Below are 25,960 nucleotides of genomic sequence, written 5' to 3'. Positions count from 1 at the left end.
CCCGGCCGGGATGACGCGGGTCCGTGCGCGGGAGGCCGAGGGCTCGCAGCCAAGAAGGACAGAGAGACGCGTCGAACGCCGCGGCCGAGACAGCGCCCGATCAAGGAGACCAACCCCAGTGAAGACCGATGTCGAGGAGCTGACCCCCACCCGGGTCAAGCTCACCGTCGAGGTTCCGTTCGACGAGCTCAAGCCGAACCTCGACAAGGCGTACAAGGAGATCTCGCAGCAGGTAGCGATCAAGGGCTTCCGGCGCGGCAAGGTCCCCGCCCCGCTGATCGACCAGTACGTCGGCCGGGGTGCGGTCCTGCAGGAGGCCGTCAACGACGCTCTGCCCGGGCTGTACGGCAAGGCCGTCGAGGAGACCGAGATCTTCGTGCTCGGCCAGCCGGAAGTCGAGGTGACCGAGCTCGACGACGGCAACCAGTTCGCGTTCACCGCCGAGGTGGACATCCGGCCGAAGTTCGAGGTGCCCGACTACGACGGCCTCGAGGTCGTCGTGGACGACGCCGAGGTCACCGACGCGCAGATCGACGAGACGATCGACAACCTGCGCGAGCGGTTCGCGTCCCTCACCACCGCCGAGCGGCCGGTCGAGGACGGCGACTTCGCCACCATCGACCTCGTCGCGCGGATCGACGGCGAGGAGATCGCGGACGCCTCCACGTCGGGCTACTCCTACGAGGTCGGCAGCGCGTCGTCCGTCGAGGGGCTCGACGAGGCGCTCGCCGGGCTGTCGGCGGGCGAGGAGAAGACCTTCACCAGCACCCTGGCCGGCGGCGAGCACGCCGGCGAGGAGGCGGAGATCACCGCCACCGTGCAGAGCGTCAAGGTCAAGAACCTGCCCGAGCTGGACGAGGAGTTCGCCCAGCTCGCGAGCGAGTTCGACACCATCGAGGAGCTGCGCGAGGACGTGCGCGGGCGGCTCGAGCGGCAGGTGCGGATGCAGCAGCTGTCCGAGGCCCGCGACAAGGCCCTCGAGGCGCTCCTGGAGAAGATCGACATCCCGCTGCCGGACGCCGTGGTGGACGAGGAGATCGGCCGCCGCAACCAGCAGCTCGAGCAGCAGCTCCAGATGGCCGGCATGTCCAAGGAGGACTACCTCGCCGACCAGGAGAAGTCGGAGGAGGAGTTCGACGGCGACGTCGCCGACGCCGCCCGGCTCGCCGTCAAGGGCGGCTTCGTCCTCGACCAGCTCGCCGTCCAGGAGGAGCTGAACGTCGAGAACGAGGAGCTCAGCGAGTACGTCGTCTCGCAGGCCATGCAGATGGGCGTGCAGCCGCAGCAGCTCGCCCAGTACCTCACCGAGAACAACCAGCTCCCGGCGATCGTCTCGGAGGTGCTGCGCAGCAAGGCGCTGAACCTCGTGGTCGAGCACGTCAGCGTCAAGGACGAGTCCGGCAACGAGATCGACGTCGAGGCCGTGCAGCGCGAGCTGAACGGCGAGACGGGCGAGACCGCCGAGACCGCCGAGGCCGGGGAGGACGCCGACGAGACCGCCGAGGCGACCACCGCCGAGGACTCCGACGCCCCCGCGGCCGCCGAGGCCGCGGCGGAGGAGCCCGCGGCCGCGGAGACGGCCGAGGACGCCCCCGCGGACAAGAAGGACGCCTGAGGCGCTCTCCGAGCCGCTCGGCCGCCGCACGGCTCCCTCCGGTCCCCGGGCCGGCGGGCGCCGCGCGCGGCACCGAGCCGCCAGGTAGGCGGGCGCGCGCACGCCCCGTACCCGAAGCCCGGGTACGGGGCGTGCCGCATTCCGGTAGATCGCCGCATACCCGGCGCCGACCGGGTACGCCCCTGGCGAAAAGGCGGGCCCCCGGGCTTAAGGGGGCCGCCGCGCGCGTTAATGTCCAATCATCCGAACCGATTTAAAGGACCGGAGGAACACCCGGTGAGCATGCCTCCGACTTTCGACGAGTCGTCGCGGATCCAGGCGCGGGTCGCCGAGGCGCCCCTGTTGCCTCTGGGCGACCAGCTCTTCCAGCGGCTGCTGCGCGAGCGCATCGTCTTCCTCGGCCAGCAGGTCGACGACGACATCGCCAACCGCATCTGCGCCGAGCTGCTGCTGCTGTCGGCCGAGGACGGCCGCCGCGACATCACGCTCTACATCAACTCGCCAGGTGGCTCGGTCACCGCCGGCATGGCGATCTACGACATCATGCAGTACGTCCCGAACGACGTCGTGACGGTCGGCATGGGCCTCGCCGCGTCGATGGGCCAGTTCCTGCTGTGCGCCGGCGCGCAGGGCAAGCGCTACGCGCTCCCGCACGCGCGGATCATGATGCACCAGCCGTCCGGCGGCATCGGCGGCACGGCCTCGGACATCAAGATCCAGGCCGAGCAGATGCTGTACGTGAAGAAGACGCTCGCCGAGAAGATCGCCGAGCACACCGGCCAGGCGCTCGACCAGATCGAGCGGGACTCCGACCGCGACCGCTGGTTCACCGCCGACGAGGCCAAGGACTACGGGTTCGTCGACCACGTGGTCCTCAGCGCGAGCCAGGTGCCCTCCGAGGGCCCCGTCTCCTGACGACCCCACTCACGAATCGGAGGCATACAGTGAGCGACTTGACGCGACCCGGCATCAGCGGCCTCGCCCGCCCGGGCGTCCAGGCGGGCGGGTCCCCCCTGCCGGTGGACGACCGCTACATCATTCCGTCCTTCGTGGAGCGGACCACGTACGGGGTCAAGGAGATGAACCCGTACAACAAGCTCTTCGAGGAGCGCATCATCTTCCTCGGGGTGCAGATCGACGACGCGTCCGCCAACGACGTGATGGCCCAGCTGATCACGCTGGAGTCGATCGACCCGGACCGCGACATCAGCATCTACATCAACTCGCCCGGCGGCTCGTTCACCGCCATGACGGCGATCTACGACACGATGCAGTTCGTCAAGCCCGACATCCAGACGGTCTGCATCGGCCAGGCGGCCTCGGCCGCGGCCGTCCTGCTCGGCGCCGGCACGCCCGGTAAGCGGGCCGCGCTGCCCAACTCGCGGATCCTGATCCACCAGCCCGCGACCGAGGGCACCTACGGCCAGTCCAGCGACATCGAGATCCAGGCCCGCGAGATCATGCGGATCCGGGAGCTGCTCGAGACGATCCTCGCAGAGCACAGCGGTAAGACCGTCGACGAGGTCCGCCGCGACATCGAGCGCGACAAGATCCTCACCGCGGCCGAGGCCAAGGAGTACGGCCTCATCGACGATGTCTTCGCGAGCAGGAAGCGCAAAGCCGAGGTAGTGTCGTCCTGAGACGACACGAGGACGAGGGAGTCCCCCAGCCCGGTCGTCATACTTCCGGGCGAGGGGCTTTCCAAGCCCGTCGGAGGCGGTAACGTCGAAGCCAACGTCGAGAGCCTTCGGGACGCAACCGAGCCGCACCGCATCTGATCCAGAGAGCGGCCCCACGAAAAGGAGACAGTTGGGTGGCACGCATCGGCGACGGCGGCGACCTGCTCAAGTGCTCGTTCTGCGGAAAGAGCCAGAAACAGGTCAAGAAGCTCATCGCGGGTCCGGGCGTGTACATCTGCGACGAGTGCATCGATCTCTGCAACGAGATCATTGAGGAGGAGCTCACCGAGACCTCCGACCTCAAGTGGGACAACCTGCCCAAGCCGCGGGAGATCTACGAGTTCCTCGACTCCTACGTCATCGGGCAGGAGACGGCCAAGAAGGCCATGGCCGTCGCCGTCTACAACCACTACAAGCGGATCCAGTCGGGTGACACCGGCCGGGACGACGCCGTCGAGCTGGGCAAGTCCAACATCCTGCTCCTCGGGCCGACCGGATCCGGCAAGACGCTGCTCGCGCAGACACTCGCCAGGCTCCTCAACGTGCCGTTCGCGATCGCGGACGCGACGGCCCTGACGGAGGCCGGTTATGTCGGCGAGGATGTCGAGAACATCCTCCTCAAACTGATCCAGGCGGCCGACTACGACGTCAAGAAGGCCGAGACCGGGATCATCTACATCGACGAGGTCGACAAGGTCGCCCGCAAGAGCGAGAACCCGTCGATCACCCGGGACGTCTCCGGTGAGGGCGTCCAGCAGGCCCTGCTGAAGATCCTGGAGGGCACCACCGCGAGCGTCCCGCCGCAGGGCGGCCGCAAGCACCCCCACCAGGAGTTCATCCAGATCGACACCACGAACGTGCTGTTCATCTGCGGCGGCGCGTTCGCCGGGCTCGAGAAGATCGTCGAGTCCCGGGTCGGCAAGCAGGGGATGGGCTTCGGCGCCCAGATCCGGTCCAAGGCCGACTTCGACGAGTCGTCGGCCGTGCTCGGCGACGTGATGCCCGAGGACCTGCTGAAGTTCGGGATGATCCCCGAGTTCGTCGGCCGGCTCCCGATCATCACCAACGTCCACAACCTGGACCGCGAAGCGCTGATTAACATCCTGACCGAGCCGAAGAACGCCCTGGTGCGCCAGTACCACCGGCTGTTCGAGCTCGACGGCGTCGACCTCGAGTTCACCGACGACGCGCTGGAGGCCATCGCCGACCAGGCGATCCTGCGCGGCACCGGCGCCCGCGGCCTGCGGGCGATCATGGAAGAGGTGCTGATGTCGGTGATGTACGAGGTGCCGAGCCGCGAGGACGTCGAACGCGTCGTGATCACGGCCGAGGCGGTCCTCGAGCACGTCAACCCGACCCTGGTGCCGCGCGAGCGGAAGAAGCGGGAGCCCCGCGAGAAGTCCGCGTAGCGCGCGCCGCACCCGCGCGGCCGATACACGGCGACGCCCCCGGACCCGGTCCGGGGGCGTCGCCGTGTATCGGGGCCGATCGGGCAGGGTGCCGGCCGACTCGGCGGCGCCGGTCGCTCAGCGGCGTCGGCTCAGCAGCGGCGTCGGATCAGCGGCGTCCGGACTCGCCGAGACCGGCCTCCCGCGCCAGGACGATCGCCTGCGCGCGATCCGCGACGTGCAGCTTCATGAAGATGTTCGACACGTGGTTGCGGACGGTCTTCGGGCTGAGGAACAGCGTCCCCGCGATCTCGGTGTTGCTGCGCCCCTGCGCGATCAGCGCCAGCACCTCGCGTTCCCGGTCGGTCAGCTCAGGGAACGCCGACCGCCGGGGGTCCGGCATGTCGGTGAAGAACATCAGCACCCGGCGCGCGATCTCCGGCCCGTAGATCGCCTCCCCGGCCGCGACCGCCCGCACCGCGCGCGCGATCTCCTCGGCGCCCGACTCCTTCAGCAGGTACCCGCGGGCGCCCGCGCGCATCGCCGCGAACACCGAGTCGTCGTCGCGGAACATCGTCAGCACCAGCACCCCGATGCCCGGATTCGTCCGGGTGATGGTCCGGGTCGCCTCGATGCCGTTGCCACCGGGCATGTGCAGGTCCATCACCACGACGTCCGGTTGCAGTTCGGCCGCGCTGCGCACCGCGTCCGGCCCGTTCTCGGCCTCCCCGACGACCTCCACCCCGAGCGCCTGCAGCAGCCCCTTGAGCCCCTGCCGGAACACCGGATGGTCGTCGCTGATGAGGACCCGGATCGTCTCCCCGCTCATGGCCTCGCCTTCGCCCGGCGGGGTCACGCCCGCCCGCCACTGGACGGCCGATGGTATCCGGCGCCCAGCGGAAGGCGCGCCGCGACGACGGTGCCGCCGCCGGGCCGCGACGTGATCGTGCACCCGCCCCCGATCTCGGCGGCCCATTCGCGCATGTCGTCCAGCCCGCGCCCGGCGCCCCGCCGTCCGCCGCCGGGCGCCGTCGCGGGCAGTCCGGGGCCGGTGTCGGCCACCGTCACGTGCAGGTCGCGGTCCCGGCGGAGCAGGACGACGGCGGTGCTCTCGGCGGCGTGCAGCCGGATGTTCGTCAGCGCCTCCCGGACGATCCGGTACGCCGCGACCTCGACCGCCGCGGGCAGCTCCCCGGGCGGGCCGTCGCAGCGGACCTCGACCCGCTTGCAGGACCCCGCGGCGAACGACTCGATCGCCGCGACCAGGCCGAGATCGTCCAGCGCGGGCGGGCGCAGCCCGTGGGCCAGCTCCCGCACCTGCCCGACCGTGCAGGCCAGCCGGTCCCGGACGTCGGCGAGCAGCGGGTCCGTGCGCTCCGGCTCGCACGCGAGCGTGATGCGGGCGGCGTCCAGCGACATCGCCAGGCTCGCCAGGGTCGGGCCCAGCCCGTCGTGCAGGTCGTGCCGCAGCCGCCGCCGCTCCTCCTCCCGCCCGGCCAGGATCCGCTCCCGCGAGCGCTGCAGGTCCGCGGCGATGCGCTGAAGGTGCGGGATGGTCGCGGCGTGCGCCGTCACGGCCCCCGCGGCGAACGCGCCGGCCAGCACGGCGGCCCGTGCCAGTACCGCTCGCATCCCGAACCTCTCCCTCCGCGCCCGCGGACACGGGCGCCGCCCCCAGGGTGACCCGGAGGGCGACCCGGTGTCAGGTGACCAGTGTCCCGGACGGGGCGGGAAAGCCCTTTCCGGGGCCGCCGCCGACCGGCTACGGGCACCGCCCGTCGGCGCCGGTCGCCTCAGCTCTCGATGTCCGCGCGGAGGTCGCGCATGACCCGCTGCAGGCCCGCCACCTCGTACTCCGGAGGCTCGTTCTCCCGCTGGTCGGGCGCGGTGAAGATGGGAACCACCAGCGCGAACGTCGTCCTGCTGGCCCACGCGCAGATCGAACTGTGCGAGTACGCCGTCACCTTCTCGGCCGCAACGGTCAGCCGCCCGCACACCGCTTCGCCGTCGCCGCCCGCGTCGTCGATCCCCCAGATCCGGGAGGAGACGCTCGCGTCGTCGGTGCTCAGTTCGTTGCGCACGGCGAAACTCAGCTCGCTGACGAGGTTGTCCGCGTCGGGGTCGCCGGTGATCCCGACGACGAGGAAGGCCAGGTCGCCGTCCCGGTACAGGCCGCGATAGAAGTCGTAGTCCGTGGCGTTCGTGGTCTCGAGCACCACCCGCCGCAGTTCGGGGACGATCTGGGTGTAGAGCCGCGCGGCCTCGGCACTGCTGTCCAGGGTCATGCCGCCCGCCCTGGACGGGATGGACAGTTCGTGATCGGTGCTCACGTAGTAGACCGCGAACCCGCCGACGCCGAGCATGAGGAGCAGCGCGAAGCCCCCGGCCAGCAGGCCGATCAGCAGGCCCTTGCCCCGCTTCCGGCGCGGCGGTACGGGCGGCGGCACCGGCCCGCCCGGCATCCCGGGGCCGCCGGGCATGCCGGGGTTGCCCGGCATCGGCGCGCCCGGCGGGGCGTACGGGCCGGCCGGCGGCCCCTGCGGGGTCGGCTGACCGGGCGGGACGGGCGAGCCGTGGGGCGGCTGCTGTCCGGGAGGTCCGGGCTGGCCGGGAGGTCCGTGCGGTCCGTACGGGTCGTGGGGGTTGGGCGGCCCGGGGTTGGGGGGCGGGTTCCAGCCGCTCATGGATCTCCTCGTTCTGGACGGAACGGGTGCGCTGGGAGCGCGCCCACAGTCGATATATCGACGCACGGGCGGTCGTGGGCGTTCTACCTTTCCGGCCCCCGTAGAATCTTCAGCCGTGACACAGCCCAGCAATGAGCGCGGCCAGGGGGCCGCCGCGGACGTCGACCTGCCCACCCAGTACCGACCGGCTGACGTCGAGGGCAGGTTGTACGAGCGCTGGGTATCGGCGGGCCTCTTCGCCGCCGATCCGGCCCGCGACCCGTCCCGTCCCGCGTACTCGATCGTTATCCCGCCGCCGAACGTGACCGGGTCCCTGCACATGGGGCACGCTCTGGACCACTCGATCCAGGACGCGCTCGTCCGGCGCCGCCGCATGCAGGGGCACGAGACCGTGTGGCTGCCGGGCATGGACCACGCGGGCATCGCCACGCAGAACGTCGTGGAGCGGAAGCTGGCCGAGGAGGGCCTGTCCCGGCACGACCTCGGCCGCGAGAAGTTCGTCGAGCGGGTCTGGCAGTGGAAGGGCGAGTCCGGCGGCCGGATCCTCGGTCAGATGCGGCGGCTCGGCGACAGCGTGGACTGGTCCCGCGAGGCGTTCACGCTGGACGAGCCGCGCGCCCGCGCCGTCCGGACGATCTTCAAGCGGCTGTTCGACGACGGCCTGATCTACCGCGCCGAGCGCATCATCAACTGGTGCCCGCGCTGCCTCACCGCCCTGTCGGACATCGAGGTCAAGCACGAGAACCGCGAGGGCGAACTCGTGTCGATGCGGTACGGGTCGGGCGACGCCGAGATCGTCGTCGCCACGACGCGGGCCGAGACGATGCTCGGCGACACGGCCGTCGCCGTGCACCCCGACGACGAGCGGTACCGGCACCTGGTCGGGCGGGAGGTCGAGCTTCCGCTGACCGGCCGCCGCATCCCGGTCGTCGCCGACGAGCACGTCGACCCCGAGTTCGGCACCGGCGCGGTCAAGGTGACCCCCGCGCACGACCCCAACGACTTCGAGATCGGGCGGCGGCACTCGCTGCCGTCCCTGACCGTCCTGGACGAGCGCGGCAACGTGACGGCGCCCGGCCCGTTCGAGGGCCTCGACCGGTTCGAGGCGCGGCCCGCGGTCGTCGCGGCGCTGCGCGAGCAGGGCCGGATCGTCAAGGAGGTCCGTCCGTACGAGCACTCGGTCGGGCACTGCTCGCGCTGCGAGACGGTCGTCGAGCCGCGCGTGTCGCTGCAGTGGTTCGTCAAGGTCGAGCCGCTCGCGAAGGCCGCGGGCGACGCCGTCCGGGACGGCCGCGTCGCGATCCACCCGCCGGAGATGGCGGCCGGCTACTTCGAGTGGGTCGACAACATGCACGACTGGTGCATCAGCCGCCAGTTGTGGTGGGGGCACCGCATCCCGGTCTGGTACGGGCCGGACGGCGAGGCGGCGTGCTTCGGGCCGGACGAGGAGCCGCCCGCCGGGTGGACGCAGGACGGCGACGTCCTCGACACCTGGTTCTCCTCCGCGCTGTGGCCGTTCTCCACGCTCGGCTGGCCCGACGACACCCCGGACCTCAAGCGCTTCTACCCGACGTCCGTGCTGGTCACCGGGTACGACATCCTGTTCTTCTGGGTCGCCCGCATGATGATGTTCGGGCTGTACGCGATGGACGGCGTCGCGCCGTTCGGCACCATCGCCCTGCACGGCATGGTCCGCGACGAGTTCGGCAAGAAGATGTCGAAGTCGTTCGGCAACGTCGTCGACCCGCTCGACTGGATCGACCGGTACGGCGCCGACGCGACCCGCTTCACGCTGCTGCGGGGCGCGAACCCGGGCGGGGACGTCGCGGTCGCCGAGCAGTGGGCGGAGGGGTCCCGCAACTTCTGCAACAAGCTGTGGAACGCCACCCGGTTCGCGATGATCAACGGCGCGACCGTCGAGGGCGACCTGCCGTCCGAGCTCACGACGGTCGACGCGTGGATCCTGTCCCGGCTGCACGCGGTCATAGCCGAGGTGGACGCGCAGCTGGAGTCCTACGACTTCGCGAAGGCGTGCGAGACGCTGTACCACTTCGCGTGGGACGAGGTGTGCGACTGGTACGTCGAGCTGGCGAAGGTCCAGCTCGCGGACGACCGAGCCCCCGCGACCCGGCGCGTCCTCGGCGAGGTCCTGGACCACCTGCTGCGGCTGCTGCACCCGGTCATCCCGTTCGTGACCGAGGAACTCTGGACCGCTCTGCGCGGTACACCGCCCGAACCCGCCTCCGACCGGGAGACGATCGTGCGCGCCGCGTGGCCGTCCGCCGACGCGTCCCGCGCCGACGGGGACGCCGAGCGGCTCGTCGCGTCGCTGCAGCGGCTCGTCACCGAGGTGCGCCGGTTCCGGTCCGACCAGGGCCTCAAGGCCGGGCAGAAGGTCGCCGCCGAACTCGAGTGGAACGGCTCCCCGCTGGCCCCGCACGAGGAGGGCGTCCGCGCGCTGCTCCGCCTCACCGACCCGGCCGAGGGCTTCGCCGCGACGGCGTCGCTGCCGGTCGAGGGCGTGACGGTCCGGCTGGACACCGCCGGGGCCATCGACGTCGCCGCCGAGCGCAAGCGGCTTGAGAAGGACCTGGCCGCCGCCCGCAAGGAGGTCGACCAGGCCGGTCGCAAGCTCGGCAACGAGGCGTTCATGGCGAAGGCGCCGGAGGCCGTGGTCGCCAAGAACCGGGACCGGCTCGCGCAGGCCGAGGCCGACATCGCGCGCCTGGAGACCCAGCTCACCGCCCTGCCCGCGGGCTGACCGCGCCCGCCCGGCGCCCGCCGCGCCGGCGTCCCGCCCCCGGGGGCGCCGGCGGAGGGCCCGTCGGGCGTTCACCGTGCCACGCCGCCCGCGGGGAGTTACCATCCCCATGATCGCGGGCATTCCGGTCGCCTCGAGAACCCCCCGGGAGTGCAATGGCCGACTCACGTCCTCGGACCGAACCGCCGGGCCGCCGCGCCGACGAGGCGGCGCCCGGCGACGCCGCGCCCGTGCCGCCGCAGGGGAGCGGGACGGGCGGGTTCACGGCCGTGCCGGCCCCGTGGGGCGACTCGGTGCCGTGGTGGTCGGCGGAAGGCCGCGCCGGGACGGGCCCGCAGCGCGTCGCGGACCCGAGCGGCCCCCAGGCCGTCGTGCCCGACGCGTCGGGCCCGCACCGGATGCCGAACGGCACCGGCCCGCACCGGATGCCGGACGGGACCGGGCCGCTCCCGCCCGTCCCGCCCGTCCCGCCCGTCCCGTCCTTCCCGGACGTCCCGCGCCGCCGGGGCTCGGGGATGCTGCTCGGCGCGGGCGCCGGAGCCGTGCTGCTCGTGGTCCTCGTGGCCGGGGTGCTGATGCTGCGGTCCGGCGACGCGACCGGCCAGACCTCCGGGAAACGGGCCAAGACGGCGACGGCGTTCGAGTCCACCCGGACGATCGCCGCCGGCGCCACCGCGGGCGGACTGCGCCGGGACTCGCTGCCCGCCCGCGCCGCCGTCTCCTACCCGTTCGTGACGGGCGGCGTCGAGGCGGGCGGGATCCCGCCCGCGGCGCAGGGCTCGGCCGTCTACACCGGGAGCGGCCAGGGCGGGGCGCTCGACGTCCTGTTCGTGGGCGGCACGGGCCGCGTCGAGGACGCGCCCGCGTTCCTGCGGAAGATCCGGCCGACGACGTTCATCGGCGGGCAGAACGCCAACCCGGGGCAGGCGGGCGGCGAGGCCGCCTGCGGGACGTTCGCCGTGCTCGGCGCCGTCCACACCTACTGCGCCTGGGCGACCGGCGACTCCTACGGCATCGTCGCCTCGAACGTCGCCTCCCGGCAGCCCCGCTACGCGATGATGGACGCGGTCATGCTCCGGATCCGGGCGGACGTCGAGCGGCCCCGCTGACGAACAGCCGCTCGGTGCCGGCGTCCACCGCGTCCAGAACCAGCCCCGTGAAGTAGACGGTGCCGAGCGCCAGCACGCGGTCGCCGAGCGCGGCGATCGCCGCGGGCGTGACGTCCGCGGCGCCGGCGACCCGCCAGCCACGGGGGAGCGGCCGGGTGAACCGCAGGTGCGGCAGCGGCAGCCGGACGAACGTCACCGCGAGCCCGTCCAGTGCGGCCACCGCGCCGTCCAGGTCCTTGTGGTCCGGCAGGCACACCAGGACGTGGTCGACGCCGCCCCACCGCCGGCGCGCCGCCGCGAGCGCCGTCCGGACGCCCGCCCGGTCGATGGCCGAGTCCACGAGCACCTCCGCGTCCGAGTCCGGTACGGGGTGCGCGGACAGCCGGCCCGGCAGGACGATCGACGCCAGCACCTCGCGGGCCCGCCCGGCCGGCGCGTCCCGTCCGAGCAGCCGCCGCGCCGCGACGATCCCCAGCTCGGCGCTCGTCCGGCCGAGCCCGGACGGCAGGACGTCCAGGAACTCCGGATCGCCCGGGCACATGACCTCCGCGGGCGCGACCGCCTCGGTCACCTCGGCCGACTGCGGCGCCGACACCACGCGGGTGCCGGGGCCCGCGACGCCCCGCTTCTCGCGCGCGATCTCCGCCGGGGTGTCCCCGAGGACCCCCGCGTGCTCGAGGAAGACGGGCGTGATCGCCGCGACGTCCGCCCGGACGAGGCTCACCTCGTCCGACCGTCCGCCCATCCCGGCCTCGAGCACGAGCGCGTCCGCGCCGGCCCGCCGCGCGTGGCGCAGCCCGGCGAGCATGAACAGCCCGGCGGGCGACAGGTACCCGCCCGGCGCCGCGGGGAGCCCGGCGATGGCCCGCTCCAGCTCGCCGGCCAGGGCGGCGAGCTCGGCGGGCGTGACCGCGCGGCCGTCGATCCGGATCCGGTCGCGGTTCGACCGCAGGCCGGGGCTCGTCACGGTGCAGACCCGCAGCCCGGCCGCCGCGAGGTAGGCCGACGCGTACACCGCGGCCGTGCCCTTCCCCTTCGACCCGACGACCGTCAGGACCGGCACGTCCACCGGCAGCACCCCGAGCGCGTCCGCCAGCGCCCCCGCCCGTGCCAGGCTCCGCCGCTCCCCGGGGGCGCGCCCCTCCCACTCGCGGAAGAACACCGAGTCCGCGGCCTGGTCCGTCCCGTCCATGCCCCCATCTTCCGCGACCTCGCGTCCCCCGCCCCGGGCGGCGTACCCGAGCGGCGGTGAAAGCCCCGGCCGGCCCGAGCGGCGGCGGTGCGTCGGGTGCGCGCGAGGCACCCGCCCAGGATCCGGCGCCGGCGGGCCCCCTCGGACGGCACGAGGATCCGGTCCGGCGGGCGAGGGGCCGGGGCGGGGCGGGAGTGCGGCGCGCTGCGGATAGGCTCGGAGCGTCGCCGTCCGTCACAGCCAGGAGCATCGTGAGCCAGCCAGCCGAGCCGCTCGACTACCGGGACGCCGTGCGGGAGATCAGGAGCCGCGGCGTCGAGTGGGACATCGACCCCACGCTCGACCGCGTCCGCGATCTGGTGGACCTCCTCGGCGAACCGCAGCGCGCCTACCCGGTGATCCACGTCGCCGGGACGAACGGGAAGTCCAGCACCGCCCGCCTCGTCGAGGCGCTGCTGCGCGAGCGGGGGCTGCGCACCGGGCTCTACACCAGCCCCGAGCTGACCACCCTGCGGGAGCGGATCGCGATCGACGGGGAGCCGATCTCCGAGGACCGGTTCGTCGAGGTCCTGCGGGACGTGCTCCCCTACGTCGGGATGATCGACGAGAAGCACGGGGTGCGGCTGTCGTTCTTCGAGGTCCTCACCGCGATGGCTTTCGCGGCGTTCGCGGACGCGCCGGTGGACGTCGCCGTCGTCGAGGTCGGGATGGGCGGGCGCTGGGACGCCACGAACGTCGCGGACGGCGCCGTCGCCGTCCTCACCCCGGTCGGGCTCGACCACACCCGCTACCTCGGCGACACGCTGGAGGAGATCGCGGGGGAGAAGGCCGGGATCGTCAAGCCGGGCGCGGTCGCGGTGGTCGCCCAGCAGCCGGTGGAGGCGGCCGAGGTGCTGCTGCGCCGGGTCGTGGAGACCGGCGCGACGGCCGCCCGCGAGGGCATCGAGTTCGGGGTGCTGAGCCGGGACATCGCGGTCGGCGGCCAGCAGCTGCGCGTCCAGGGGCTGCACGGGGTCTACGACGAGATCTTCCTGCCGCTGTTCGGCGAGCACCAGGCGAGCAACGCGGCGGTGGCGCTCGCGGCGGTGGAGGCGTTCGCGAGCGGCGCGCCGACGCGGGGCGAGCCGAACCTGGAGGCGGCCACCCGGATCGCGGCGGGCGAGCCGTACACCGGCGGGGACGAGGGGCAGCTCGATCCGGCGCTCGTCCGCAGCGGGCTCGCCAAGGCCGCCTCGCCCGGCCGGCTGGAGGTCGCGCGTACCGGGCCCACGGTGCTGCTGGACTCCGCGCACAACCCGGCGGGGATGGCGGCGACCGTCCAGACGATCACCGAGGCGTTCGGGTTCACCCGTCTCGTCGGGATCCTCGCGATCGCCGAGGACAAGGACGTCCCGGGCGTCCTCGACCAGCTGGAGCCGGTCCTGGCCGAGCTGGTCGTCACCCGGAACTCGTCGGCGCGCTCCCTGCCGCCGGACGAGCTGGCCGACGAGGCCGAGAGCGTGTTCGGGTCCGAGCGGGTGCACGTCGCGGAGCGGCTGGACGACGCCATCGACCGGGCGATCGGGCTGGCGGAGGAGACCGGGGAGTACCAGGGCGCCGGGGTGCTGATCACCGGTTCGGTGGTGACCGCCGGCGACGCGAGAACGCTGCTGCGCGTGGGAGAAGGTCGTTGAGCATCATGCGGGACGAGGTTTCGGGCGAAACGCGACAGAGTTCCGGGCGGCCGAAAAACCCGGTGCGGAGTTTGCTGTCCGCGGTACTGACGTGCGAGGCGCTGATCATCGGGCTGGCGGCCCCGGTGGCGATCACGGTGATGGACGTGGCGGGCGGCACGGCCGCGCTGGTGTGCGGCGGTCTCGCGCTGATCTGCCTGGTGGTGACCGGGCTGCTGCGCTTCCCGTGGGCGGTGCACGCGGGCAGCGTCCTCCAGGTGGTCATCATCGCGACCGGCTTCATGGTCCCGGCCATGTTCGTGCTCGGCGCCATTTTCGGTGCGCTGTGGGCGACGGCGATTTGGCTCGGACGCAAGGCGGAGAGCGCCGCGGCACGCTAAATTCGGCGGGTCCGGCACCGTTCCATTCCGCCGAATTCCCCGACCGGGTTCAGCTACCAATTCCGACATCTTTCTCTTTCGGGAAATCCGGTGCGGCGGATGACGACTCCGAGGAGGAGGCGTGTCCCTGCCCGCGGAATCCACCCCCGCCGACCCCGATCCGAACCGCACCGATCCGAACCCCGCCGATCCGAACCCCGCCGACCCTGACCCCGCCGACCCTGACCCCACCGACCCTGACCCCGCCGACCCCGACCCCGCCGACCCCGACCCCACCGCCCACGACCTCCCGCCCATACCCCCGCGCCCCCGCCCACCGGACGGGGCCGGGTACGCGGTCGGGTCCGCGTGCGGCGCGGCGGCGGGCGGGCGCGGGCGTTCGGGGCGCTGCCCGCCGTGGCCATCGCGATCCCGGCGAGCGTCCTGGCGCTGCCCGACGCCACCGCCGCGGTCGTCCCGGACGCCGTGGACGCCCTCGGGCTCGACGCCGCGCACGTCGCCGGGCTGCTGCGCGCCACCGGCCTCGCGCTGCCCGCGCTCGTGCTCACGGTGCCGCTCGCGGCGCTCGCCGCCCGCCGGCTCCCCGCGTGGACGGTGCTGGCGACGGGCCTGCTGACGCTGCTGGCCGGGCTCGGCGCGGCCCGCGCGGCCGACTCGGTGGCGCTCGCCGGGACGGTCCGCGTCCTGCAGGGCGCCGGGGCGGGCATCGCGCTCCCCGCCGCGCTCGTGCTGGCCTGGGAGCGGTGCGGCCGGGCGGCGGCGCCCGGCTGCGCCGGTGCCCTGGCCGCCGCGCTGCTGCTCGCGACGCCGCTCGTGCTGGACGCCGTCCCGCAGCCGTCCGCCGATGCTCCCGCCGGTTCCGGACGCGACTGGCGCGCGGCTCTCGCGCCCTGGACCTGGCCCGCCGCCGCCGCGCTCGCCGCCGTCCTCGCGTACCGCGTCGCGGCCGGGCGGGCGGCCTCGCCGCTGCCGCCGCCCCGGCCGGCCGAGCGCGGCGGGCTCCTCCTGCCGTTCGCGCCGTGCGCCGGGTTCGCGCTGCTGTCGGTGATCGCCGCGCACGGCTGGTCGCCCGGTGCGCGGCTCGTCGTCGCCGGGATCGCGGTCGCGGCGCTGCTCGGACTCGCGGTCGCCGGCACCAGGGACGCCGCCACCGGCAGCCCGTCCGGCTGCGCGATCGTGATGGTCACCGCCGGGCTGCTCGTCCAGCCCGCGGCGGGCTCCCTGGCCGGTGTCGCGGCCGCCGGGGCGCACGCCGGGGGAGGGGCCGGCGCGGCGCCGCTGCCGCCGTTCGCCGCCGGTGCCGCCGCGGCGGTGGCCGCGGCGGCGCTGGCCGCGGTCGTCCCGGCGCGCGCCGCCGTCCTCGCCGGGCACGCCCTGATGGTCGCCGCGCTGCCCGCCGCGGCCCTGCTGCTCCGGACGGACGCGGGCGGGCCCTGGGCGCCGCTGCTCCCGCTCGTCCCGCTGGGGGCCGGAGCCGGGCTGGCGCTGGCCGCGTCGCTGCGGGGAGCGAGCGCGGGCGCCGCCCTGTTCGGCCTGTCGCTGTGCTTTCCGGCGATGCTCGCGGGCCGGCTCGCCGCGCTGTCGCTGCAGGCGGCGTCGCTCGCGCGGATCCGCCCGGAGACGGACGCGCAGCGGCTCGCGGGCCTCGTCCAGGGGCAGCACGCGTGGCTGCTGGCCGCGGCCGCCGCGGGCGCCGCCGCCGCCGTGCCGGCGGTGCGCGCCGCGCGGGCGGGACGGGACGCGCGCCCGGCGGCGGGCCGGCCCAGCGCGGCGAACGCAGCCGGAACTCCGGGGGCCCGGTAGGATTCGCGCGCATATTCCAACCTTCCTGAGGAGATTCACTCGTGTCCGAGCGCACTCTTGTCCTGGTCAAGCCCGACGGTGTCCGCCGCGGCGTGGTCGGCGAGGTCGTCTCGCGGATCGAGCGCAAGGGCCTGAAGCTCGTCGCGCTGGAACTGCGCACCCTGCCCCGCGAGACGGCCGAGGCCCACTACGAGGAGCACGCGAGCAAGCCGTTCTTCGGCGAGCTGGTCGACTTCATCACCGGCGGCCCGCTGGTCGCGATGGTCGTCGAGGGCCCCCGCGCCATCGAGGCGTTCCGGGCGCTGGCCGGCGCCACCGACCCGGTGAACGCCACGCCCGGCACCATCCGCGGCGACTTCGCCCTGGAGATCGGCGAGAACATCGTGCACGGCTCCGACTCCACCTACTCCGCCGACCGGGAGATCAAGCTGTTCTTCCCGGAACTGGGCTGACCACGATCGACGACGCGCGGGCCGGAAACCTCCGGCCCGCGTCTCTTTAACTAAAACAAGCCTGGTCAGCACCCGTTTTTTCAGTGACTCGCGGTCCCGGGGCACCTGACCCGAGCGCCACTTTCGCGTTACGATGGACGCGCCGCTATGAACGCCCGACAATCGTGAAGGGCTCCCTTTTTCATGGGTAACAAGCTGTCGTTTCTCGGCCGTGACATGGCGGTCGATCTGGGCACCGCCAACACGCTGGTCTACGTGCGCGGGCGTGGCATCGTCCTCAACGAACCGTCCGTCGTCGCGATCAACACCAACACGGGGAAGATCGTGGCCGTGGGCATCGAGGCGAAGCGGATGATCGGCCGCACGCCCGGCAACATCGTCGCCGTCCGCCCGCTGAAGGACGGCGTCATCGCCGACTTCGACGTCACCGAGCGGATGCTGCGCTACTTCATCCAGAAGGTCCACAAGCGTCGGCACTTCGCCAAGCCGCGGATCGTGGTGGCCGTGCCGAGCGGGATCACCGGCGTGGAGCAGCGCGCCGTCAAGGAGGCCGGCTACCAGGCCGGCGCCCGCCGCGTCTACATCATCGAGGAGCCCATGGCCGCCGCCATCGGCTCCGGGCTGCCCGTCTACGAGCCGACCGGCAATATGGTCGTCGACATAGGAGGCGGCACCACCGAGGTCGCCATCATCTCCCTCGGCGGGATCGTCACGAGCCAGTCCGTCCGCGTCGGCGGCGACGAACTCGACCAGGCCATCATCTCCTTCTCGAAGAAGGAATACTCCCTCATGCTGGGGGAACGCACGGCCGAGGAGATCAAGATGGCCATCGGTTCGGCCTATCCCGGCGGCGACGAGGAGCCGCACGCCGAGATCCGCGGCCGCGATCTGGTCAGCGGGCTGCCGAAGACCGTCGTGATCTCCGCTGAGGAGGTGCGGCGGGCGATCGAGGAGCCGGTCAACAGCATCGTGGACGCGGTGAAGACCACGCTCGACAAGTGCCCGCCCGAGCTTTCGGGGGACATCATGGACCGTGGGATCGCGCTCACCGGCGGCGGTGCGCTGCTGAAGAACCTGGACGAGCGGCTCCGCGAGGAGACCGGCATGCCGATCCACCTCGTGGACAACCCGCTCGACTCGGTCGCGCTCGGCACCGGCAAGTGCGTGGAGGACTTCGAGTCCCTCCGCCAGGTCCTCGTCCCCGAACCCCGTCACTGAGCTCCCGGCCGCGACGCAGGCGGCCCGGCAGGCGGCTCCACTAGAAAACGGGAGGTCGGTGGGTGAGGGACACCCGGCGCACCCGCGTGATCCTCGGCGTGCTGCTCGTCGCGGCGCTCACGATGATCACCATTGACCACCGCGGTGGGGACGAGTCCCCGCTGCGCGGCCTGCGCGGACTCGGCGCGGCGGTGTTCGGCCCCGTCGAGCGCGCGTCCGCCGCGATCGTCCGGCCGGTCGGCAACACCTTCGACGCGATCACCGACGCGCCCGGGCAGCGCCGCCGCGCCGAGCGGCTCGCCCGGCAGAACCAGCTGCTCCGCGAGCAGCTGCGGTCCGCGCAGCTCGACAAGGATCACGCCGACCAGCTCCGGCGGCTGCTCGGCACCGCCGGGATGGGCGGCTACGAGATCGCCGCCGCCCGGGTGATCTCCGCCGGGCACGGTTACGAGGACACCGTCACCATCGACATCGGCGGCCGCAGCGGCATCAAGCGCGACATGACCGTGATGAGCGCCCAGGGCCTCGTCGGCCGCGTCACCCGCGTCGGACCCGCCACCGCGACCGTCCTGCTGGCCACCGACCAGACGTCGGCGGTCGGCGCCCGCCTGGAGGACTCCAAGGAGATCGGCATCCTGCAGGGGAACGGCCGGCACGGCCGCCGCGCCGACGACTCCCCGCTGCGGTTCCAGCTGCTCAACGCGGGCGCGCCGATCAAGGTCGGGCAGCGCATCGTCACGTTCGGCTCGCAGGGGCAGCGCCCCTACGTGCCGGGCGTCCCGATCGGCGTCGTCGACCGCATCGAGAAGGGCACCGGCGGGCTCACCCGCACCGCCCACGTCCGCCCGTTCGTGCGGTACAGCGCCCTGGACGTCGTCGCCGTCGTCGTCGCCCCGCCCAAGACCGACCCGCGCGACTCGGTGCTGCCGCCGAAGCCGCCCACCCCCACGCCCACCCCCACGCCGTCGCGGACGCCGCGGCCGAGCGGATCACCGAGCCCCGGCGCGTCGCCCGACGGCGGGACCGAGGCGCGGCCGAGCGGCGAGCGGAGCCCGTCCCCGCAACCGAGCACGGGAGAGTGACGTGCTGAACCCACCGGAGGCGTCGCCGACCGGTCGCGGCCTGGTCACCGCGCTGGTCGTCGCGGTCGCCCTGATCCTGCAGGTGTCGGTGGCGAACCGGCTGCCGCTGCCCGGCGGCGCCCGGCCCGACCTGGTGCTGCTCACCGTGGTCGCGCTGGCGCTCCTCGCCGGCTCCGGAACCGGGATGATCACCGGTTTCGCCGCGGGCCTGGCCGTCGACATCGTCCCGCCCGCCGACCACACCATCGGACGGTACGCGCTGGTCTACTGCGTCATCGGGTACCTGTGCGGCACCGCGTCGGAGGGCGTCGACCGCCAGTCGGCCGTGCCGTTCCTCGGCGTCGCCGCGGGCGCCCTCGCCGGGATCGTCCTGTACGGGGCGACGGGCATGCTGCTCGGCGACCCGCGCGCCGACTGGGCGACCGTCTCCGGGGTGGTCCCGCTGGAGGTCCTGTACAGCGTCATCGCCAGCCCGTTCGTGGTGTGGGCGGTGCTGCGCGCCACCAGACGGTACGAACGGGGCGAACGCGGCACGAGGGGGAGCGACCGCTTCTCGGTGCCCGCCGCCCGCTACCGGGCGATGTCGGGACGGAGCGGGAACCTGTGAACCCGCGGACGCACTTCCGGCTCGTCGTGCTGTACGTGCTCGTCGGGGCGCTGCTGCTCGTCCTGCTCGGCCGCCTGTGGACCCTGCAGATCCTGGACGGCGAGCGCTACGCGTCGATCGCCGCGCAGAACCGCACCCGCGACGTCGTCGTCCCGGCCCTGCGCGGCATGATCCTGGACGACAAGGGCCGCCCGCTCGCGCGCAACCAGAGCTCGCTCGTCGTGTCGGTGGACCGGACGGTGCTCGCCCGGCAGGAGGACGGCGGCGAGGCCGTCATGCGGCGGCTCGCGGACGCCCTCGACACGCGCTACGAGGACCTGCAGATCAGGACCCGGCTGTGCAGCCCCACGGTGCCGCGGCCGTGCTGGCCCGGGTCGCCGTACCAGCCGATCCCCGTCGAGGACCACACCGACCCCCGGGCGGCGCTGCAGATCGTGGAACGCAAGGAGGAGTTCCCGGGCGTCACCGCGCAGATCCAGGCCACCCGCGTGTACCCCCGGCCGCACGGTGCGTCCGCCGTGCAGACCCTCGGCTACCTCCAGCCGATCACCGAGGAGGAGATGGCCGAGCGCCAGGGCATCAAGGTCACCGGGTACAGCGCGGTCGACCTCGTCGGCCGCGCCGGGCTGGAAGCCGAGTACGACAAGGAGCTGCGCGGCGAGGCCGGGTACCGCCGGGTGCTCGTCGACAGCCAGGGCCGCGTCACCGGCATCGCCGAGGAGAAGGCCGCCGTCACCGGGCACAACCTCGTCACCAGCATCGACGCCGAGGTTCAGGGCGCCGCGGAGAAGGCGCTCAAGGAGGGCATCGACGCCGCGCGCTCGGGCGGCAACCCCGCCGACTGGGGCGCCGCCGTGGTCATGGACGTCACGACCGGCCGGCTGATCGCGATGGCGAGCGTGCCCACCTACGACCCGAGCGTGTGGACCGGCGGCATCTCCCAGGAGAAGTACGACGACCTCCTCGGCGAGAAGAGCAACAACCCGCTGATCTCCCGCGTCACTCAGGGCATGGGCCCGCCCGGCTCCACCTTCAAGGTGTCGTCGGTGGCCGCCGCGGTCCGCGCCGGATACGACCTCAAGGGCACCTACAACTGCCCCGGCTCCTACATGGTCGGCAGCCGCGCGTTCAACAACTTCCGGGGCGCCAACCTCGGCTCGATGAACCTGCACACCGCGCTCGTGAAGTCCTGCGACACGATCTTCTACCGGTTCGCGCACGAGATGTGGCTCAAGAACGGCGGGCGCAACGCCCCGCTGGACGCCAAGAACCCGATGGTGGAGACGGCGCGCGACTTCGGGTTCGGCTCCCGCACCGGGATCGACCTGCCCGCCGAGAGCGAGGGCCGCATCCCCGACGCCAAGTGGAAGCGCGAGTACTGGGAGGAGACCAAGGAGTCCAACTGCAAGGCCGCCAAGGAGGGGTACCCGAAGGTCGCCAAGACCGACCCGGCCCGCGCCAACTACCTCAAGCAGGTCGCCGCCGAGAACTGCGCCGAGGGCAACGTGTGGCGCGCCGGCGACGCCGCCAACCTGTCCATCGGACAGGGCAACGTGATGGTCACGCCGCTGCAGCTCGTCCGCGCCTACGCCGCCCTCGCCAACGGCGGGACGCTGCACACGCCGCGCATCGGCGTCGCGCTCGTCCGCCCGGACGGCGAGGTCGTCCGGGAGATCGAACCGCCGAAGCCGACGAAGCTCCCCGTGGACGACGAAGTCCTCACCTACATGCGCGACGCGCTCGCGGACGTCCCGAAGGAGGGAACCGCCGCCGGGGCGTTCAACGGGTTCGACTTCAAGCGCGTCGCCGTGGGCGGCAAGACGGGCACCGCCGAACGCTGGGGCGAGAAGGACACCGCCTGGTTCGCGTCCTTCGGCCCGGTCAAGAACCCCCGTTACGCCGTCGTCGCGATGATCTCGCAGGGCGGGTTCGGCGCCAGCGCGGCCGGCCCGGTCGTCCGCAAGATCTGGGAGGCCATGTACGGGACGAAGGAGGGCAAGGCCATCGTGGCGAACGGCGGGCTCCCGACCGAGGTGCCGCGCATCCCGGAGCAGGGCGCGGCGCCGTGATCACCGGGTCCAAGGCCGGGACGGTCGAGGGCTACGCGACGCGCTCGCGGTGGCGCGGCCGCCTCTCCGCCCTGCGCGGGCTCGACCGGCCGCTGTGCCTGTCGGTGCTGGCCCTGTCGGTGCTCGGCGCGTTCCTGGTCCGCTCGGCGACGTTCCACACGCTGCTCGAACAGGGCGGGGACCCCAACGGCTTCGTCAAGCGCCACGGGGTCAACCTGCTGATCGGATTCGTGCTCGGCGCCGTGGTGTCGCTGCTGGACTACCGCCTGCTGCGGGCGTACGTCCCGATCCTGTACGGCCTCGCCTGCGCCGGGCTCGTCGCCGTCCTGACACCGCTCGGCGCGACGATCAACGGGTCGCACTCCTGGATCGTCATCGGCGGCGGCCTGCAGATGCAGCCGTCGGAGTTCGCCAAGGTCGGCCTCGTGGTGCTGCTCGCGATGATCCTCGGCGAGCCCCGGGACGGCGAGATCGGCCCCGGCACCCGCGACATCCTGTTCGCGCTCGTCCTCGCCGGCGTCCCGGCCGTGCTGATCCTGATGCAGCCCGACCTCGGCACCACGCTGGTGTTCATCGCGGTCGTCTTCGGCATGCTGGTGATCTCCGGGACGCGCAAGCGGTGGATGTTCGGGCTGGCCGGCGGAGCCGCGTTCGCGATCTTCTCCGTGTGGTTCTTCGGGCTGCTCGAGGACTACCAGATCGACCGCTTCACCGCGTTCATCGACCCCGACGCCGACCCGCGCGGCGCCGGCTACAACGTGCGCCAGTCGCTCATCGCGGTCGGCTCCGGCGGCTGGGACGGGCAAGGGCTCTTCCAGGGCGAGCAGACCAGCGGCGACTTCGTCCCCGAGCAGCAGACCGACTTCATCTTCACGGTCGCGGGCGAGGAGCTCGGCTTCATCGGCGGCGCGGTGATCGTGCTGCTGATCGGCGTCGTCCTGTGGCGCGGCCTGCGCATCGCCACCCAGGCCGCCGACCTGTTCGGGACGCTCGTCGCCACCGGCGTCGTCTGCTGGTTCGGCTACCAGGCGTTCCAGAACATCGGCATGACGATCGGTCTCATGCCGATCACCGGGCTGCCGCTGCCGTTCGTGTCCTACGGCGGTTCCGCGACGTTCGCGAACATGATCGGCTTCGGTCTGCTGCAAGCCGTCCACCTGCGCCGCAGACCGTTCGATTAACCCGCGGCCGGAACGTGCGGGGGCGCCGAGTCGGTAGCCTCGACCGTACAACCGACGTCCACTGCACGGAGGACCCTGCCATGCCCATCGAATCGCTCTTCCCGCGGCTGGAGCCCCTGCTTCCGGGCGTGCAGAAGCCGATTCAGTACGTCGGCGGCGAGCTCAACTCCCAGGTCAAGGACTGGGACGGCGCGGAGGTCCGGTGGGCGCTGATGTACCCGGACGCCTACGAGGTCGGGCTGCCGAACCAGGGCGTGCAGATCCTCTACGAGATCCTCAACGAGCGCGACGGCGTCCTCGCCGAACGCACCTACGCGGTCTTCCCGGACATGGAGGCCGTCATGCGGGAGCACGGCATCCCGCAGTTCACCGTGGACGCGCACCGCCCCGTCGGGGCGTTCGACCTGCTCGGCGTGTCGTTCTCCACCGAACTCGGCTACACGAACCTGCTGACCGCGCTCGACCTCGCCGGCGTCCCGCTGGACGCCGCCGACCGCACCACCGACCACCCGATCGTCATCGCCGGCGGGCACGCCGCGTTCAACCCCGAACCCGTAGCCGACTTCGTCGACGCGGCCGTCCTCGGCGACGGCGAGGAGATCATCCTGGCGATCACCGAGGTCGTCCGCGAGTGGAAGGCCGAGGGCGCGCCCGGCGGGCGCGACGAGATCCTGCTGCGGCTCGCGGCGTCCGGCGGCGTGTACGTCCCGCGGTTCTACGACGTCGACTACCTGCCGGACGGTCGCATCCAGCGCGTCGCGCCGAACCGTCCGGGCGTCCCGTGGCGGGTCGAGAAGCACACGGTCATGGACCTCGACCAGTGGCCGTACCCGAAGAAGCCGCTCGTGCCCCTCGCCGAGACCGTGCACGAGCGCTTCAGCGTCGAGATCTTCCGCGGCTGCACCCGCGGCTGCCGGTTCTGCCAGGCCGGGATGATCACCCGTCCCGTCCGGGAACGCTCGATCACCACGATCGGCGACATGGTCGAGACGGGCCTGAAGGAGTCCGGCTTCCAGGAAGTCGGCCTGCTGAGCCTCTCCAGTGCCGACCACAGCGAGATCGGCGACGTCGCCAAGGGTCTGGCCGACCGCTACGAGGGCACGAACACCTCCCTCTCCCTCCCGTCCACCCGTGTGGACGCTTTCAACATCACCCTCGCGAACGAGTTCTCCCGCGGCGGCCGCCGCTCCGGCCTCACCTTCGCCCCCGAGGGCGGCTCCGAGCGGATGCGCAAGGTGATCAACAAGATGGTGAGCGAGGACGACCTGATCCGCACCGTCACCACCGCGTACGAGAACGGCTGGCGGCAGGTCAAGCTCTACTTCATGTGCGGCCTGCCCACCGAGGAGGACGAGGACGTCCTCGCCATCGCCGACATGGCCAGGCGCGTCATCGCCGCCGGCCGCGAGGCGACCGGCCGCCGGGACATCCGCTGCACCGTCTCGATCGGCGGGTTCGTGCCCAAGCCGCACACCCCGTTCCAGTGGGCCGCCCAGTGCGACCACGAGACCGTCGACGCCCGCCTCCGCGCCCTCAAGGACACCCTGCGCGGCGACAAGGAGTACGGCCGCGCGATCGGCCTGCGCTACCACGACGGGCAGCCCTCCGTCATCGAGGGCCTGCTGTCGCGCGGCGACCGCCGGGTCGGCCGCGTCGTCCGTGCCGTCTGGGAGGACGGCGGCCGCTTCGACGGCTGGAGCGAGCACTTCTCCTTCGACCGCTGGACGGCCTGCGCCGAGCGGGCCCTCGCGGGCGAGCCCGTCGACCTCGACTGGTACACCCTCCGCGAGCGCGACGAGGTCGAGGTCCTGCCCTGGGACCACCTCGACGCCGGACTCGACCGCGAGTGGCTGTGGCAGGACTGGCAGGACGCCGTCGACGAGACCGAGGTCGAGGACTGCCGCTGGACGCCCTGCTACGACTGCGGCGTGTGCCCCACCATGGGCACCGAGATCCAGATCGGCCCCACCGGCAAGAGGCTCCTCCCCCTCTCGGTCGTCTGAAACCGCACCGCACACGCCGTTCCGGGCGGGTGGCGGGGGTCGGGCGTCCTCATCGGGGGCGGGGGCACCGTACTCTATAGGGAGACGTTTTCACACTCGGCACGAGTAGGAAGGACGAGAGCCCTGGCACCCAAGCCGGAGGGACCGGCACCGGCCCCCGTGATCCAGCGCATGCGCGTGCGCTACGCCAAGCGCGGCAGGCTGCGGTTCACGAGCCATCGCGACATCTCCCGGGCCGTGGAACGCGCCGTACGGCGCGCCGGGATCCCGGTCGCGTTCAGTGCCGGATTCAGCCCGCACCCGAAGATCTCGTACGCGGGTGCGGCGGCGACAGGGGTGGCCAGTGAGGCCGAGTACCTCGAAATCGGGCTCACCGAGACCCGCGACCCTGCGCGGGTGCGGGCCGATCTCGACGCGGCCCTGCCGCCCGGGCTCGACATCGTCGATGTCGTTCCGGTGCGGGCGGGCGGCGGAGACGCGCCGGCCAGGCCTGGCGCGTTCGCCGATCGGCTCGAGGCGTCCCGGTGGCGGATCCGGCTGGACGGCGTGCCCCCGGGGGACGCCGCCGCGGCCGTGGCCGCGTTCCTGGACGCCGACCTCATCGAGGTCGAACGCCTCACCAAGAAGGGGCGGCGCCGGTTCGACGTGCGCGCCGCCGTCCGCGTGCTCGAGGCGGAGGCCTGCGAGCCGGACCGGCGCGCCGCGGAGGCGGCGGATGCCCCTTGTGCGATACTTCGAATGGTTGTTCGGCATTCGACACCAGCCGTTCGACCCGACGACATCCTCACCGGTCTGCGCCAGATCGCCGACCTCGCGCCGCCGTCGCCGCCACAGGTGACCAGGCTGGCGCAGGGGCCTCTGGACGCGGCCACCGGTGGCCTCGCGGATCCCCTGGATCCCGACCGGGAGATCGGCCCGCCGTCCGGCGACGACGCCGCGGCGACCGGCGGCCCGCAGCGGCCGCGGCCCGGGGAGCCCGCGAGCGCGGATGCCGTCGGCGCCCGCCCGTGAGGCCGAAGCCGTGGTGACACGGAACCGGCCGGCAGGGACGGTGGGCGCACCCC

At 72.9% G+C, this 25,960-nt stretch carries 21 protein-coding genes; 17 read left to right on the top strand and 4 right to left on the bottom strand.

Annotation, left to right across the window (positions count from 1 at the left end; genetic code table 11):
- Positions 1–118: 118 nt before the first annotated feature.
- The 4 genes from tig to clpX all read left to right on the top strand — a co-directional run bounded on the left by tig (position 119) and on the right by clpX (position 4,703).
- Complete coding sequence (gene tig, locus F7P10_RS07980; RefSeq protein ID WP_151008764.1) at positions 119–1,615, top strand: trigger factor; 1,497 nt, start codon at positions 119–121, stop codon at positions 1,613–1,615.
- Between the two features lie 282 nt (positions 1,616–1,897).
- The gene (locus tag F7P10_RS07975; RefSeq protein ID WP_151017904.1) at positions 1,898–2,530 is read left to right on the top strand and encodes an ATP-dependent Clp protease proteolytic subunit; all 633 of its coding nucleotides are present in this window, start codon (positions 1,898–1,900) and stop codon (positions 2,528–2,530) included.
- A gap of 53 nt (positions 2,531–2,583) precedes the next feature.
- The gene (locus F7P10_RS07970; RefSeq protein WP_151017903.1) at positions 2,584–3,255 is read left to right on the top strand and encodes an ATP-dependent Clp protease proteolytic subunit; all 672 of its coding nucleotides are present in this window, start codon (positions 2,584–2,586) and stop codon (positions 3,253–3,255) included.
- A gap of 173 nt (positions 3,256–3,428) precedes the next feature.
- Positions 3,429–4,703, top strand: coding sequence for an ATP-dependent Clp protease ATP-binding subunit ClpX (clpX, locus tag F7P10_RS07965; protein ID WP_151008763.1), 1,275 nt, complete (start codon positions 3,429–3,431; stop codon positions 4,701–4,703).
- A 148-nt stretch (positions 4,704–4,851) separates the two neighbouring features.
- Here clpX and F7P10_RS07960 read toward each other — a convergent pair whose 3' ends face one another.
- The 3 genes from F7P10_RS07960 to F7P10_RS42090 all read right to left on the bottom strand — a co-directional run bounded on the left by F7P10_RS07960 (position 4,852) and on the right by F7P10_RS42090 (position 7,366).
- On the bottom strand, positions 4,852–5,511 hold the full coding sequence (locus tag F7P10_RS07960) for a response regulator (protein ID WP_151008762.1): 660 nt from the start codon (positions 5,509–5,511) through the stop codon (positions 4,852–4,854).
- 23 nt (positions 5,512–5,534) lie between these two features.
- A complete protein-coding gene (locus tag F7P10_RS07955; RefSeq protein WP_151008761.1) occupies positions 5,535–6,314 on the bottom strand; it encodes a sensor histidine kinase in 780 nt (259 codons plus the stop codon).
- Between the two features lie 161 nt (positions 6,315–6,475).
- Positions 6,476–7,366, bottom strand: a complete 891-nt coding sequence (locus tag F7P10_RS42090) for a hypothetical protein (protein ID WP_176611350.1) — start codon at positions 7,364–7,366, stop codon at positions 6,476–6,478.
- Positions 7,367–7,481: 115 nt separating this feature from the next.
- Here F7P10_RS42090 and F7P10_RS07940 point away from each other — a divergent pair, with 115 nt between their 5' ends.
- On the top strand, positions 7,482–10,127 hold the full coding sequence (locus F7P10_RS07940) for a valine--tRNA ligase (RefSeq protein WP_254716474.1): 2,646 nt from the start codon (positions 7,482–7,484) through the stop codon (positions 10,125–10,127).
- Between the two features lie 155 nt (positions 10,128–10,282).
- Positions 10,283–11,236 (top strand): hypothetical protein, encoded by a 954-nt coding sequence (locus F7P10_RS07935; protein WP_151008757.1) that lies wholly within the window; start codon positions 10,283–10,285, stop codon positions 11,234–11,236.
- Here the strand turns inward: F7P10_RS07935 and F7P10_RS07930 are convergent.
- A complete protein-coding gene (locus F7P10_RS07930) occupies positions 11,196–12,428 on the bottom strand; it encodes a hypothetical protein (protein ID WP_151008756.1) in 1,233 nt (410 codons plus the stop codon). The genes F7P10_RS07935 and F7P10_RS07930 overlap by 41 nt on opposite strands.
- A 251-nt stretch (positions 12,429–12,679) precedes the next feature.
- Between F7P10_RS07930 and F7P10_RS07925 the strand changes: the two genes are divergently transcribed.
- The 11 genes from F7P10_RS07925 (at position 12,680) to F7P10_RS07870 (ending at position 25,907) form a co-directional block, all read left to right on the top strand.
- Positions 12,680–14,101, top strand: a complete 1,422-nt coding sequence (locus F7P10_RS07925) for a folylpolyglutamate synthase/dihydrofolate synthase family protein (protein WP_151008755.1) — start codon at positions 12,680–12,682, stop codon at positions 14,099–14,101.
- Positions 14,102–14,106: 5 nt separating this feature from the next.
- Positions 14,107–14,481, top strand: coding sequence for a DUF4233 domain-containing protein (locus F7P10_RS07920; protein WP_151017902.1), 375 nt, complete (start codon positions 14,107–14,109; stop codon positions 14,479–14,481).
- 348 nt (positions 14,482–14,829) lie between these two features.
- Positions 14,830–16,284: a hypothetical protein gene (locus F7P10_RS07910; RefSeq protein WP_176611349.1), complete on the top strand. Its 1,455-nt coding sequence runs from the start codon at positions 14,830–14,832 to the stop codon at positions 16,282–16,284.
- Between the two features lie 41 nt (positions 16,285–16,325).
- Positions 16,326–16,736, top strand: coding sequence for a nucleoside-diphosphate kinase (ndk, locus tag F7P10_RS07905; protein WP_151008752.1), 411 nt, complete (start codon positions 16,326–16,328; stop codon positions 16,734–16,736).
- 183 nt (positions 16,737–16,919) lie between these two features.
- Complete coding sequence (locus tag F7P10_RS07900) at positions 16,920–17,954, top strand: rod shape-determining protein (RefSeq protein WP_026404352.1); 1,035 nt, start codon at positions 16,920–16,922, stop codon at positions 17,952–17,954.
- Positions 17,955–18,016: 62 nt separating this feature from the next.
- Complete coding sequence (gene mreC / locus F7P10_RS07895; protein ID WP_151008751.1) at positions 18,017–19,036, top strand: rod shape-determining protein MreC; 1,020 nt, start codon at positions 18,017–18,019, stop codon at positions 19,034–19,036.
- A gap of 1 nt (position 19,037) precedes the next feature.
- Complete coding sequence (gene mreD / locus F7P10_RS07890) at positions 19,038–19,643, top strand: rod shape-determining protein MreD (RefSeq protein WP_151008750.1); 606 nt, start codon at positions 19,038–19,040, stop codon at positions 19,641–19,643.
- On the top strand, positions 19,640–21,712 hold the full coding sequence (mrdA, locus tag F7P10_RS07885; protein WP_151008749.1) for a penicillin-binding protein 2: 2,073 nt from the start codon (positions 19,640–19,642) through the stop codon (positions 21,710–21,712). The genes mreD and mrdA overlap by 4 nt, the downstream gene beginning before the upstream one ends.
- A complete protein-coding gene (gene rodA, locus F7P10_RS07880) occupies positions 21,709–22,893 on the top strand; it encodes a rod shape-determining protein RodA (RefSeq protein WP_151008748.1) in 1,185 nt (394 codons plus the stop codon). The genes mrdA and rodA overlap by 4 nt, the downstream gene beginning before the upstream one ends.
- An 80-nt stretch (positions 22,894–22,973) precedes the next feature.
- Positions 22,974–24,896, top strand: a complete 1,923-nt coding sequence (locus F7P10_RS07875) for a TIGR03960 family B12-binding radical SAM protein (RefSeq protein ID WP_151008747.1) — start codon at positions 22,974–22,976, stop codon at positions 24,894–24,896.
- Between the two features lie 171 nt (positions 24,897–25,067).
- The gene (locus F7P10_RS07870) at positions 25,068–25,907 is read left to right on the top strand and encodes a TIGR03936 family radical SAM-associated protein (protein ID WP_176611348.1); all 840 of its coding nucleotides are present in this window, start codon (positions 25,068–25,070) and stop codon (positions 25,905–25,907) included.
- Positions 25,908–25,960 lie beyond the last annotated feature (53 nt).

The sequence above is a fragment of the Actinomadura sp. WMMB 499 genome (assembly GCF_008824145.1).
Classification (GTDB): domain Bacteria; phylum Actinomycetota; class Actinomycetes; order Streptosporangiales; family Streptosporangiaceae; genus Spirillospora.
Note: the sequence above shows the minus strand (reverse complement) of the source record. Positions and strands in the feature narration are given on the sequence as shown.